Below are 12880 nucleotides of genomic sequence, written 5' to 3'. Positions count from 1 at the left end.
AGGCGATTATAAATCAATGCGTAAGGTAACGACAAATGCCTGATCGGTTTGCGAAATCTGCAACTCATGCCGGTTGGGATAGAGCATTGCCAGGCGCTTGCGGGCGTTGGCAATGCCGGTTCCGGAGCCGGTTTTCGTGCCGGCTGTGGCTCCGATTGTATTGACAACGCGCAACTGGAGCTGTCGGTTTTCGACCGTCACGTCCAGTTCCAGCTTCGTTGGGTGAATGAGACTGACACCATACTGAAACATGTTTTCGACAAACGGAATCAGCAACAGGGGGGGCAGTTGGGCCGGTTGGCCGTCCCAATCCAGCCGGGTGTGCAGATGCAACGTGTCCAGGTGCGGCAACCGGGCGCGTTGCAGGGCCAGGTATTTTTCCAGAAACTGAAATTCCTGTTCGATGGAAATCGTGGGGCACGTCGAGTCCTGCAAGGTAAACCGCAGGATGCCGGACAACTGTTCAATCAGGTTCGCCACCGATTCATTATCCGATTGCTGGGCTTCGTTGTAAATGGTATTCAGCGCATTAAACAAAAAATGGGGATTGATCTGGGCCTTTAACGCCGTTAGCTCGGCTTCCGTTTTTTGCTGGATCAACTGCTGCTGTTGCCGCCGGGTTTGCAGCACATCGGCAATAAAACCGTAGAAGATCATGAAGCCCACCAGCAATACAGTGACCAGAATATTTTCGTCCACAAAGGCAGGTTCCTGATCCGTACGAATCTGTAGGGCTTCGAAGAGCAGCCAGGCAAAAAGGCACAACCAGCTCCAGTAATACGACCGTTTTTTTTCCTGATGCATCCACCGCCGGAAAGCCAGCCGGTAATTCAGAAAAGCCAGCAACCCAATACAGAGCAGCAAAAAAAGCAGGCCCAGCAGATACCGAATCAGGCTGCCCAGATCGGGCAGTTCCTGATCCCGCTGGGGCCAGACGATCTGATAGAGCCGCCATCCCCAGTAGACGAGCAGGGCCAGCAGGGAAACCGCCAGCAGCAGGGATGACCGGAAAAATACAAATCGTCGGTTCATAAACGGGTGTCCTTAATCGGGCTGCCGGACTGGCCGGGCGGTTTCGGGTTTCATTCGACGCAATTCCTGCCGGGCCTGTTGCGGATCGACCGGCGCCATCAGCATCATGGAACTTAGGAAATCGACCTCCACAACCGCCTTGATGTAATAGGTCTGACCCGCCTGCACCCGTACCCAAAGCGGTCGGCTATCGGTAAAATAATCACTGATGAACTCAATTTTAATCCGGCCCGGCGTTACTGGCAGTTGAACATACCGATTGGGCGACAGTTCGCCGACTTTTTGATCGTTTATTTTGAAGGCATAGGCTTTGCCCAATCCCGAAATGAACTCTTTCTCGCGGTACAAAATCAACTGCGCCGGTTCGGTTTGGATCGGTTGCCGGTTGTCATTTGCCACAAAAACCGACATCAGCAGACTGAAAAGAAGCGTTTTCATGGCTTACGGCGCGCCATGTAGTTGCGGGAAATGTAGAGCCCAACCTGAAAATAGAACTGACCCAGGCGTTCCTGCGGGGCATCCACAAGTTGATAAGCCTCAGAATGCCAGGGAGTACGTTGAAAACTGCGCCGGTAACCGACCCGACTAACCCATTGAAACGTATTAGGCCGCTTTTCACGTTGCGCAACCTCCACATTCACATCCCAGAAACCGGTGGTCTGTTTTAAAGAAGGTACACTTGCGGGTGGCGTATATTGGAGTATATTCTGAAACGAAACCACCTGACTGCTGGGTCGAAACAAGCTGTATTCGTAGTTAATACTGCCCAAACCGGCATTGATGAAGACCCGTTTGTTGCGCGTATTGGCCACATCGTATCCCAGTAGGAATGTCAAACCGCTGACACTCTGGCTCCGGGCAAACAGGGATGTGCCTTTTTTATCGGGCGGCAGTAAGCTTTTGTCAATCCCAAAAAACGCTTGCAGTGTCACTTTAAAACGTTGTCGCCGATAGGCAAAAGCCGCCAGTGCCATCCGGTCCAACGACTTGTCTACTTTAACCTGATTGTCACGAAAATACCTCTGCATAGCGGGCAGATGAGTTACCGCATACGCAAACCCGGGTTCCATGATCAAGCTGGATCTGAAATTGCTTTTGGCGGGAATGACAGGGGCGGCCGTGGAATCGTCGGATTGTCCCCAAACCGGAGAAGCGGCCAGAAGTGCGATTAAAAAAGTGAGTTTCATAGGTGGTTGCCTGAAATAGTGTACTTCAAAAAAACCGGTAGAAAATTCCGTTTCCAAACGGGTGTGGGTAATGATGCAAAGTTTGTGGTCAAACCGCTCAACTATGTGTTTATGATCAGAGAACTCCTACCTTAACAGTATCTTCATTTCGAACGATTCGTCGGTAAAATTGAAATGATTAAGTTTGCCCGCTTACGATTCGACCATTCCTCTACCCCTATGAAACGGTTTTATGTACTTGCCTGCCTGTTCGTTTTCGGAAATGCCTGGATCAGCTATGGTCAGACGGTGGGCCAGCCGCTGCCGGTCTGGCAGGAAGGCTATCTGGACATTCACCAGATCAATACCGGTCGCGGCAATTCGGCGTTTTTGATTCTTCCCGATGGCACCACGGCCCTGATCGACGCCGGGGAACTGAACCTGACCGACCCCCGAACGACGAGTCCGCGCAACACCCCCGCCCGGCCCAACGCCGACCGCCATGCCGGGGAGTGGATTGCCCGCTACGCCCGCAAAGCCCAAAGTTTTCGCCCCGATCCGGCCATCGACTACGCCATCATGACCCATTTTCACGACGACCACATGGGCGCGCCGTCGTCGGCTTCCAAAAAATCGGCGGGCGGTTATTTGCTTACGGGGGTTACCGAAGTCGGAGAACACATTCCCATTCGGACCCTCATCGACCGGGGCTGGCCGGATTACAACTATCCCCGCTCCTTCGAGCAGGACCCGCTGGTGAATAATTACCGCCAGTTTCTGAGCTGGCAAATGCAGAACAAGGCGCTGAAAGTGGAGCGGTTGCAGGCCGGACGCAACGACCAGATTCAGTTGTTGAAACAACCCGCGAAATACAAGGACCGGTTTGAAATCCGGAATCTGGCCGTCAACGGTGAGATCTGGACGGGCGTTGGGTCGGTCACGCGACAGCATTTCCCGGAACTGAAATCGTTGCCCCCCAATCAGTATCCGAACGAGAACATGTGCAGCATGGCGCTGCGGCTGAGCTACGGCAAATTCGATTATTTTTCGGGGGGCGACATTCCCGGCGTCCTGCAATTCGGCGCGCCGATGTGGCACGATGTCGAAACGCCGGTGGCGCGGTCGGTTGGGCCGGTGGAAGTGCAACTGCTCGATCACCACGGCAATCGTGATTCGCAGAACGGTTTTCTGCTGGGTAGCCTGCGCCCCCGCGTGCTGGTGATTCCGGTCTGGTCGTCCGACCATCCGGGACACGACGTGCTGGCGCGGATTTACTCGCAGCAGGTCTACGCTGGCGACCGCGACGTATTTGCCACCGACATGCTGGAAGCCAACAAGCTGGTGATCGGCGAGATGCTGAACCGTCTGAAAAGCGATTCCGGGCATGTGCTGGTGAGGGTCGATCCGGGCGGAGACACCTACCGCGTCATCATTCTGGAAGATACCGACGAATCGTTCCGGGTGAGAGCCATTCACGGCCCGTATCAGTCGCGGTAATTTTTACGTCGGAAAGAACCGTCAGAAAGGAATTTCCTGCGTCAGATACGTCGCCTGGTTGTCGCCGTTCACCCGAACCATCGCCGTTTTTCTGGCCCAGTCGATGGAAAATAAACCGTAGTTCAGGTCGAAAACCACTTTCCCAACCCGCAGCGCATTCGGCTCTTCACGGGGTTTGGAGGTGTGCGTCAGGCCACTGCTGGTGATGTCGTAGAGATCATAGCCCAGGCCCGGAACCGTGATTTTCGACACTTCTGCGATGTGCCGGTCACCACTGATCAGCATCGCCCCTTTCGGCTTCGTTTTGCTCAACAGATCGAAAAACCGCTGCCGGGCGGTGGGGTAGTTCCCCCATTTTTCGTAAATGTGTTCATTGGCCAGAAACTGAATCCCGCATCCAATGATGTGGACATCGGCGTCGGATTTCGTCAGTTGCCGCTCCAGCCACTGCCATTGCGTCTCGCCCAGAATATCCCCGGACGGGTCGGGCGTGTTGACTTTGTTGACTTTCTTCAACGGATCGCGGAAATACCGGCCATCGAGCAGAATCACCTTCACCCGTTGTCCTTTCGGCCCGTAGATGTGCGAGGAATAAGCCCCTTCCTGCTTGCGCAAAGGGCTGCTGGCGGGAACGTCCAGAAAATCCAGCATCAACTGCTGGCTTTCTTTCCGGCGCGGATACTCCTTGCCGCCGTCGTTGACGCCGTAATCGTGGTCGTCCCAAACGCCAATGATTTTGGTGGATTGCCGCAACTGTCCGTAAACCGGGTTGGATTTCTGCCGGTCGTATTTGGCCTTCAGCGTATCCAGATTTTCCGAATCCCCGTAGATGTTGTCGCCCAGCCAGATCCAGACGTCCGGTTTTTGAGCTACAATGTCATCCCACAGGGGCGTTGGCCGCTTCTGGTCGCTGCACGAACCAAAGGCAATCGTGGTGACGGGTTGCTGACTGATCGAAGCTGCCGTTTCGGTTTTCGGAGTGCGGCATCCCGTCCAGAGCGTGCAGCCAATCAGTCCCAGGAAAAAAATAGTTTTCATACCGTTGAGAAATCAGGAAGCTGTATCAAAAGGGAATTTCCTGCGTCAGATACGTCGCCTGGTTGTCGCCGTTCACCCGAACCGTCGCTGTTTTTCTGGCCCAGTCGATGGAAAACAAGCCGTAATTCAGGTCGAACGCCATTTTGCCGACCCGATACGCATTCGGTTGTTCGTAGGGTTTGGACGTGTGCGTCAAACCGCTGCTGGTGATGTCATACAGATCGTAGCCGAGTCCCGGCAGGCTGATTTTGGATATTTCGGCAATGTGTCGGTCGCCACTGATCAGCATCGCCCCTTTCGGTTTCGTTTTGCTCAACAGATCAAAAAACCGTTGCCGGGCGGTGGGGAAATTGCCCCATTTTTCGGACGTATGGTCGTTGGCCAGAAACTGAATCCCACACCCAATGATGTGGACATCGGCGTCGGATTTCGTCAGTTGCCGCTCCAGCCACTGCCATTGCGTCTCGCCCAGAATATCCCCGGACGGGTCGGGCGTGTTGACTTTGTTGACTTTCTTCAACGGATCGCGGAAATACCGGCCATCGAGCAGAATCACCTTCACCCGTTGTCCTTTCGGCCCGTAGACGTGCGAGGAATAAGCCCCTTCCTGCTTGCGCAAAGGGTTGCTGGCGGGAACGTCCAGAAAATCCAGCATCAACTGCTGGCTCTCCTTCCGGCGCGGATACTCCTTGCCGCCGTCGTTCACACCGTAATCGTGGTCGTCCCAAACGCCAATGATTTTGGTGGATTGCCGCAACTGTCCGTAAACCGGGTTGGATTTCTGCCGGTCGTATTTGGCTTTCAGCGTATCCATGCTTTCCGAATCGCCATAGATGTTGTCGCCCAGCCAGATCCAGACGTCCGGTTTTTGAGCCACAATGTCATCCCAGAGCGGTTGGGGCCGTTTCTGGTCGCTGCACGAACCGAAGGCAATCGTGGTGACAGGCTTTTGAGTGGCGGAAGCCGCCGTTTCGGTTTTCGGGGTGCGGCATCCCGTCCAGAACAGCAGGCCAAGTAAAACTATTTTTTTCATACAGAAGGTTTGGGTCGATAATTCCTGTAAATGTAAAAAAGTTGATTCGTTTCCGAATCAACTTTACAGTTTGTTAATGAAAGAAGATGGCTGGCTACTTGCCAGTCTGCGAGGTAAACGTACTCTCAAAAATCTTGTCGGCATTACCGGCTTCAAAACCGTCGCGCCGGTGTTCGCGCCGGATCTGGTCGGCGGGCAGGTGCCGGAATTCGGGCAACACCCGGCGTTCGGCAAATTCGACGTAGGAACCGGCAATGCGGTGGGTCTTGCCGTCGGCAAATTCCGCGTCGATCATCTGGGCAACGGTCGACGCCTGCAACAGCCCTTCATCCGGGCTAGTTTTGATTGTACCACCCGCCGTGTTGAGCTTAATCCCGCGCCGTTCCAGAAAAGCGACAAAGTCCTGAATGGTGTTGTAACCCGGTTTCAGGTTGTGCACACTGATCGTGAAGTGGTTGAGGTAATAGCGGTTATAAATCACCCAGGCGGCATATTCGCTTTCGTTCAGCAACGTCCGGTAGTCGTCGAGGGTGGGAATCTGCCAGAGGGGCTGGTGCAGAAACTGATCGACGGCCCTGGCATCGTCCAGATCCAGCGCATCGACCGGATCGAAAACGACGGTATCCGTATACTTGTAAATGACATGCTGGGCTTCGTCCGACAAATCCCGCACCCGCAGTTCACTCACAAAAATGCGCGGATAATGCGGTTTTGGCGGGCTGTACCACCAGGCGTTCAGTTTCTTTTCCTTAAAGTCATACGGTTCGCGTTTTTCGTAGCCGTAGTGCAGAAAGATCTTTTCGAACGACTGGATTCCGAGGCTCGGCACCCCCATCGTCCGGAACGCAATGTGGTCATTTTCAATAGCATCGACGGTCTGAATCACGTTTTCGTCAATCAGCGCATCGACGATTTTCAACACGTCGGGAACGCGTTCCCGATACCGGCTCATCAGCCCGTCGAGGACGGCGTCGAGGGTTTTGAGTTTATGGGATGGAGTGGTCATGTTGTCATTGGTTTTTAATTACCCCTCAATCCCCTAAAGAGGACTTTCGCATCCGTAGTAGGGTCGTCCAAGTCCCCTTTAGGGGATTGAGGGGTTAAGCTTTATCAAAGATACCAATTTTGTTACTCCACCACCACTTCATCCACGGACACCGCCGTCGGCAAACCTTCCCTCGGCAAACCCGCCGGAGCCGCCCCCGCATTTTTGGCTTTGATGCGCACATACCGCGCCCGGGCGGTTTTGAAATCGGCCACCACCGGCAACATACCCCACGATCCTTCAAGCGGATATTTGACCGGCTGGCTGATCGCATCCTTGTAGGTCGTGCCGTCCTGCGATAAACCGATTTCGACAGCAGAAGGTGGAAAATCGTTGTACGAAATGCGCTTCAAAAAGTTGGCCGACACTTTGGTGACGGGCCGCACCTCGCCGAGATCGATCGTCACCTCCAGATCCTCGCCGGTTACGCTCACCCATTCCGACTTGTTGCGGGGGCTTTGGGCCACCTGCCCATCGGTCAGCTTTTTCTTCGTCGGGTCGGCTTTTTCGGCCGCGGTATTGGCATAGGTATACGGTTTCCCTTTCGCCCGGTGGATGTAAAACGTTTCCTCAAACCGCGCTCCGGCGGTTGTCATGGCTTTGATCGTCGTCGTTTTTTTCAGCGCAATCGGCATCGTGTATTCGGTCGAGGTCGCGGACGGCTGTTTGCCGTTGGTCGTGTAATACACCTTGCTGTCGGAATCAAGTTTTTCCAACCGAACCTGCAACTGGTCGGCGTCGGTAAACTGCGTCACGGCCCGCACATCGAGCAGTCGTTTGGAATAGTTGACATTCAGATACGACAACCGTTTCAGGTGTTCTTTCAGGCGCATCGCAAAATCCTCGAAATTGCGCGGCCCCTTCGGCATCCAGCTGATTTCGGCCAGCGCCGACGCCCGCGGAAAAACCATGTATTCTACGTGCTGCGTCGTTGGAATGTATTCGGTCCAGACGTTGCCCTGCACCCCCAGAATGTATTTTTGCTGGTCGGGCGTCAGTTCGTTGGGCGTCGGCTCGTAGCTGTACACTTTTTCGATCGGCAAATACCCGCCCCCCGCCAGCGGTTCCTGCGCCGGATTGCCCTGGTATTGATCCAGATAGCAGAATTCGCCGGGCGTCATCACCACGTTATGCTTCTGTTTGGCGGCCTCAATCCCGCCTTCCGTCCCGCGCCAGCTCATCACCGTTGCGTTGGGAGCCAGACCACCTTCCAGAATTTCGTCCCAGCCAATGATGGCCCGGCCTTTCGAGTTCACAAACTTCTCGATGCGCTGAATAAAGTAACTCTGCAGCTCGTGTTCGTCTTTGAGTTTCAGTTTTTTGATCAGATCCTGACAGAATGCACTGGCTTTCCAGGCATCTTTCGGGCATTCGTCCCCGCCGATGTGAATATATTTACCGGGAAACAGCGCCATGACTTCCGTCAACACATTCTGCAAGAAGGTGAACGTGGGCTCGTTGGGGCAGTAAACGTCCTTGAAAATGCCCCAGCGCGTGGCCACCTCATATTTTTTGGCCGCATCGCACGAAAATTCGGGATACGAAGCCAGAGCCGCCAGCGCGTGACCCGGCATTTCAATTTCGGGAACAATCGTCACGTGCCGGGCGGTCGCATACCGAACCACCTCCTTAATTTGTTCCTGCGTATAAAAACCGCCGTATTCTTTTCCGTCATACTGAAACGGGTAGTTCTGAGCATTATGGCCCACGACGGTCTCCCGGCGTTTGGAACCCACCTGCGTCAGTTTGGGGTATTTTTTAATCTCAATCCGCCAGCCCTGGTCGTCGGTCAAATGCCAGTGGAAGGTGTTGAGTTTGTGCATCGCCATCAGGTCGATAAACCGTTTGACAAACGACACCGGCATGAAATGGCGACTGACATCGAGCATCAGCCCCCGGTAGCCGTAGCGGGGCCGGTCGAGTAGCTGGCAGGCCGGAATGGTCCAGGCCACGTTGTCGACTTTCGCAGGGCTGAAAACCGCCGTTGGCAGAAGCTGAAGCAAGGTTTGAACGGCGTAGAAATAGCCTTTGGGCGTTTCGGCTTCCACCACAATCCGTTCCGGTTTTACGTTCAGAACATAGCCTTCCGGGCCACAGCGACCGGCTTTATGCGCCTGAAAAACAATGTGCTTTCCTTTCGCCAGCGCGGGTGTTGCCGACGCCACCGCAACCGGAAAACCGCTGGCGGTTTTCAGTTGACCAGCCAGCGTTTGGGCGGCTGCCCGCTGCCCGGCGTCTTTGGCGGCAATGACGATGCGCGTAGCGGCCGAAACCGTAAAGTGGCCGTCGCTACCCGCAAACTGGGCCGGAAAGGGAAGCAGGTTGTAAGCGTTGTCGGATTGGGCAATCAGGGAAAACGATAGCGTAAAACAGACCAGGAAGGCAACAAGGTGTTTCATGAAAGACGGACGGTGGTTGGCAAAAATCAAAGGTAGGCAAAAAGGGATTTCCACCTTCCAGATTCATAGCGAACGGCTCAAACGGGTTCCTGAAGCGTCAGCGGCAGTCGAATCACGACCTGCGTTCCGGCGGGTTCGCCGTCGCCATTCCGTTTGTCGATGATTTTCGCTCCCGCTTCTTTTCCGCTGCGTTGCTGAATCAGTTGCAGCCGTTCCTCCGTCACTTTCAGACCGACGCTCTGGTGCGACGAGGCCGCGTGGCTTTTGAGGGATGCGGCTTTTTGGCGGCCCACGCCATCGTCGTCCACCATGCACTCCAGGTGTTCGCCGACGGGTTTGATGCAAACCCGGATGAAACCCCGGCTTTTTTTGTGGGCCATGCCGTGCAGAATCGCGTTTTCGATGTAGGGCTGGATAATCATCGGCGGAATCGAAACCCGCTCCTGGTCCAGCGACGGGTCGGTTTCAATTGAAAAGTCGAACTGATGGCCAAACCGCAGTTGTTCCAGTTCCAGATACAGTTGAAGCTGTTCGGTTTCGCTGGCCAAAGTCACCCATTCCTGCCGCGAATTGCCGAGAATCAGCCGCATCAGCCGGGCGAATTTGACCAGATACTTATCCGCATTGTCACTGTCGTTCTGGAGCACAAAAAGCCGGACGGCATTCAGCGAATTATACAGGAAGTGGGGATTCATCTGCGACCGCAGGGCCTTCATTTCCGAGGTGGCAATCCGTTCCCGCAGTTCGCTTTTCTCCTGTTGCTCCCTCGCCACCCGGCGGTTGCGCCACTGGGCAATGAAAACCACGAGGGCAATGAGCGCACCAAGGGCCGAAAGCCGAAACCACCAGGCTTCCCAGAAGGGCGTCCGGATCGTCACCCGCAGCCGGTAGCCTTCCCGGTTCCAGATGCCATCGTTGTTGGCCGCAATGACGTGCAGCACGTAGTCGCCGGACGGCACATTGGTGTAGCTGGCAAACGGGCGGTTTCCGGTCTGGTTCCAGCGTTCCTCGAAGTCTTCGAGCCGGTAGGCATACCGGTTGGCACCAGGATTGTCGAAGTTCAGGGCCGCAATGTCAAAACTGAACTGATTCTGGTCGTAATCGAGAACGATGTCCGGCGGATTGGCCGAAACGTTCCGCAAATACTCCCGCCCGTTGACTTTGAAGGAGGTCAGATACACCGGCGGAACAAACCGATTGATCCGAACCCGGCCGGGCTGAATGTAGACGAGCCCCCGCATGGCCCCGAAATAGAGCCGCCCTTTCAAATCACGCTCGCTCGACCCCGACTCAAATTCGGTCATCGGCAGGCCGTCAGCTTCATCGAAAGGAATAAAACGAAGCTGGCGAATATCGGTGACGGCAACCCCGTTGGAAGTGCTGATCCAGAGCGTATCGCCGGTCAGTCGCAGGGCGGCAATGTCGCTGTTGGGCAGGCCGTGCCGGGTAGTAAAGACCTCGAAGCGTTTGGTTTGTTCGTTGAGCCGGGCCAGACCATTGTCCGTACTGATCCAGAGCTTTCCGGTTTCATCCTCGGCAAAATCCGTTACACCATCATCGGGTAGGCTGTGCGGATCGTTTTGATCATGCACATATTCATCCAGCAGTTTTAGATCCGGGCTGATCTTATAAACCGGCCCAAACCCTCCTACCCAGAGGTTGTTAAAGCGGTCGATATAAAGCGTATTGTAGTTTTTGCCGGGTAATTTCCGGATGCGTTCGTCGTTGAACCGGTTGAGGAACGAGCGGGTTCGGGGGTCGTAAATGGTCAATTTTTCGTTTGTGCCGATAAAAATCCGGCCATCCGGAGCCTGTGTGCTGTAAAACACCTGACTACCGGCCACAAAATCGCGTCGGTTCGGATCGAAAGGCGGATAATTGGCCAGGTTGTCGGCCGTGGGCAAACAACGAATTTGCTCGAACTGGTGCGTGGCCGTATCCAGCCGACTCAAACCCGTAAAGTGACCCACCCAGATTTTGCCATCCCGGTCGGCCAACACATTGTAAGTCAGGTCATTTCCGATGCTGGTCGAATTTTTCGGGTCATGCTTGTAAATCCGGTAGGACAGTTTCTGCGGATCGATCATGACCAGCCCATCGCGCGAGGCAACCCAAAGCCGGTCGCTCCGGTCGAACGATAGCGACGTAGCGTCCAGGCCCAGGGATGAGGCCGGACTGTACCCCACATCGTCGTAGAGCGAGCGGAACTTATCAATTTTGGGGTTGAACCAACTCAGCCCGGCATCATCGGAACCAACCCAGATAATCCCGGATCGGTCTTCGAACAACGCGCGCAGGGAATTGGAAACCAGGCTTCGGGGGTTATTTTCGTCATTCTTATATCCCAGAAACCGGTTTTTGGAGACATCGTACCGGTATAACCCTTCACCGGCGACCGCAGCCCACAGATTGCCTTCCTGGGTAATCAATAGCGATGCGATACTCTGGTTGACCCCGATTGGCAGGGATCGGAACTGGCCCGTAGCCGGATTCAGGATGGCAATCTGCCCCTTTCGGGTTCCGACATACAAGGCGCCCGAACGGGGGTGCCGGGTCATCGAAGCAATATGATCATCGGGCAGGGAGGTGGCCACGGATGCGTCATGACGAAACCGGCGGAATTGTTGCGTAGCCGGGCTGTAGGCATAAAGACCGGCTTGCGTGGCGATCCAGACCGTTGGGCCATCGAGTATTAACTGGCGGATAAAGTTTGCCGTTGGTCGTTCGGTAGAGTCGGACGGCATGGTCAGCAACCGGGATTTTCCGGTTGCCGGGTCAAAGGTCACCACCCCACCGCTGGTGCCAAACCACAACAGGCCGTTGGCCGTTTGAACGGCGGTCCGAATCAGGTTGCAGCCCTCGCCCAATGATTTGAACGAATACCGCCTGAACGACTGCGTCTGGGGGTCAAGCCGGGCCAATCCTTTCTGGGTTCCTACCCAGAGAATACCGTCCCGGGCCTTAAACACACAACGGACAGTACGGTGTGGAAGTGACTGCGGATTACCGAATTGAGGGCCATAACTGGTGCAGCGCAACCCGTCGAACCGCGTCAGGCCCCTGACTGTTCCGATCCAGATAAATCCGAGATCATCCTGTGTAATGGCACTGACATAATTCGTGGCCAACCCCTGGCGCAGCGATAAGCGTTGAAACGACAGCGTGGGTGACTGGGCCAGAACCTGCGTAAACAACAACCAGAAGGTTACTAGAAACGCCGGGCGTCGTAGGGTAATCATTGAAAAAAGAAAGGGGTCGGTGGGCGAAAACGCTGGTTTGTTGTACCGGTTTTCAAATGACGCAAAAATAATACTAAAATGCATCATTTGAGCCTATTTCCCCCATCGGAAAGCTACGCAGCCAGCAGCCGGAAAACCGCCCCGTCTATCGTCTCGTCGACGCGCAACTGGCACGCCAGCCGACTGTCGGAATCCGCGTCGGGCAGCGTATCCAGCAGGTCGCCTTCCGCATCGTTGACCGGCGGCAAGTTGTCGGTACCTTCCAGGACGGCGACGTGGCAGGTGGCGCACAGAGCCATGCCCCCGCAGGTGGCCAAAATAGGATATTCGGAGGCTTTCAGCACTTCCATCAGGCTCAGGCTGATGCCTTCCGGTATTTCGATCGGCTGCTGTGCGCCGTTCTGGTCTTCAATGGTGATGTGGATCATGGT

Annotated in this window: 10 protein-coding genes; 1 reads left to right on the top strand and 9 read right to left on the bottom strand. The window is 54.9% G+C overall.

Annotated elements, in window-relative coordinates:
* Window positions 1-6: 6 nt before the first annotated feature.
* Genes ACO064_RS18710 through ACO064_RS18700 form a run of 3 tightly spaced genes read right to left on the bottom strand, consistent with a single transcriptional unit; the run spans window position 7 to window position 2060 of the window.
* Window positions 7-1032 (bottom strand): sensor histidine kinase, encoded by a 1026-nt coding sequence (locus ACO064_RS18710; protein WP_421828753.1) that lies wholly within the window; start codon window positions 1030-1032, stop codon window positions 7-9.
* A 12-nt stretch (window positions 1033-1044) separates the two neighbouring features.
* Window positions 1045-1470 carry a DUF2846 domain-containing protein gene (locus ACO064_RS18705; protein WP_421828752.1) on the bottom strand — a complete coding sequence of 142 codons (426 nt, stop codon included), beginning with the start codon at window positions 1468-1470 and terminating at the stop codon, window positions 1045-1047.
* Window positions 1467-2060 carry a hypothetical protein gene (locus tag ACO064_RS18700; protein WP_421828751.1) on the bottom strand — a complete coding sequence of 198 codons (594 nt, stop codon included), beginning with the start codon at window positions 2058-2060 and terminating at the stop codon, window positions 1467-1469. Before ACO064_RS18700 ends, ACO064_RS18705 begins: the two co-directional genes overlap by 4 nt.
* A gap of 378 nt (window positions 2061-2438) precedes the next feature.
* Here ACO064_RS18700 and ACO064_RS18695 point away from each other — a divergent pair, with 378 nt between their 5' ends.
* A complete protein-coding gene (locus tag ACO064_RS18695; RefSeq protein ID WP_421828750.1) occupies window positions 2439-3695 on the top strand; it encodes a ComEC/Rec2 family competence protein in 1257 nt (418 codons plus the stop codon).
* Window positions 3696-3716: 21 nt separating this feature from the next.
* Here ACO064_RS18695 and ACO064_RS18690 read toward each other — a convergent pair whose 3' ends face one another.
* From ACO064_RS18690 to ACO064_RS18665, 6 genes are all read right to left on the bottom strand, one after another.
* Window positions 3717-4733: an alkaline phosphatase D family protein gene (locus ACO064_RS18690; RefSeq protein ID WP_421828749.1), complete on the bottom strand. Its 1017-nt coding sequence runs from the start codon at window positions 4731-4733 to the stop codon at window positions 3717-3719.
* 25 nt (window positions 4734-4758) lie between these two features.
* Entirely contained in the window at window positions 4759-5766 is a 1008-nt protein-coding gene (locus ACO064_RS18685) for an alkaline phosphatase D family protein (protein WP_421828748.1), read from the bottom strand.
* 94 nt (window positions 5767-5860) lie between these two features.
* Complete coding sequence (locus ACO064_RS18680) at window positions 5861-6772, bottom strand: DUF1338 domain-containing protein (RefSeq protein ID WP_421828747.1); 912 nt, start codon at window positions 6770-6772, stop codon at window positions 5861-5863.
* Window positions 6773-6894: 122 nt separating this feature from the next.
* A complete protein-coding gene (locus tag ACO064_RS18675) occupies window positions 6895-9210 on the bottom strand; it encodes a family 20 glycosylhydrolase (RefSeq protein WP_421828746.1) in 2316 nt (771 codons plus the stop codon).
* Window positions 9211-9287: 77 nt separating this feature from the next.
* On the bottom strand, window positions 9288-12449 hold the full coding sequence (locus tag ACO064_RS18670) for a two-component regulator propeller domain-containing protein (protein ID WP_421828745.1): 3162 nt from the start codon (window positions 12447-12449) through the stop codon (window positions 9288-9290).
* A gap of 113 nt (window positions 12450-12562) precedes the next feature.
* Window positions 12563-12877 (bottom strand): 2Fe-2S iron-sulfur cluster-binding protein, encoded by a 315-nt coding sequence (locus ACO064_RS18665; protein WP_421828744.1) that lies wholly within the window; start codon window positions 12875-12877, stop codon window positions 12563-12565.
* Window positions 12878-12880 lie beyond the last annotated feature (3 nt).

The sequence above is a fragment of the Larkinella sp. genome, from assembly GCF_965227735.1.
Classification (GTDB): domain Bacteria; phylum Bacteroidota; class Bacteroidia; order Cytophagales; family Spirosomataceae; genus Larkinella.
The sequence above is the reverse complement of the archived record's forward strand: the minus strand, read 5'-3'. Positions and strand labels throughout refer to the sequence as shown.

Bases quoted from the DNA above. Each gene is read 5' to 3' on its own strand.
- ACO064_RS18705 (WP_421828752.1), bottom strand. From the start codon at position 1,470: ATGAAAACGCTTCTTTTCAGTCTGCTGATGTCGGTTTTTGTGGCAAAT.
- ACO064_RS18700 (WP_421828751.1), bottom strand. From the start codon at position 2,060: ATGCAGAGGTATTTTCGTGACAATCAGGTTAAAGTAGACAAGTCGTTG.
- ACO064_RS18690 (WP_421828749.1), bottom strand. From the start codon at position 4,733: ATGAAAACTATTTTTTTCCTGGGACTGATTGGCTGCACGCTCTGGACG.
- ACO064_RS18675 (WP_421828746.1), bottom strand. From the start codon at position 9,210: ATGAAACACCTTGTTGCCTTCCTGGTCTGTTTTACGCTATCGTTTTCC.
- ACO064_RS18665 (WP_421828744.1), bottom strand. From the start codon at position 12,877: ATGATCCACATCACCATTGAAGACCAGAACGGCGCACAGCAGCCGATC.
- ACO064_RS18710 (WP_421828753.1), bottom strand. From the start codon at position 1,032: ATGAACCGACGATTTGTATTTTTCCGGTCATCCCTGCTGCTGGCGGTT.
- ACO064_RS18695 (WP_421828750.1), top strand. From the start codon at position 2,439: ATGAAACGGTTTTATGTACTTGCCTGCCTGTTCGTTTTCGGAAATGCC.
- ACO064_RS18685 (WP_421828748.1), bottom strand. From the start codon at position 5,766: ATGAAAAAAATAGTTTTACTTGGCCTGCTGTTCTGGACGGGATGCCGC.
- ACO064_RS18680 (WP_421828747.1), bottom strand. From the start codon at position 6,772: ATGACCACTCCATCCCATAAACTCAAAACCCTCGACGCCGTCCTCGAC.
- ACO064_RS18670 (WP_421828745.1), bottom strand. From the start codon at position 12,449: ATGATTACCCTACGACGCCCGGCGTTTCTAGTAACCTTCTGGTTGTTG.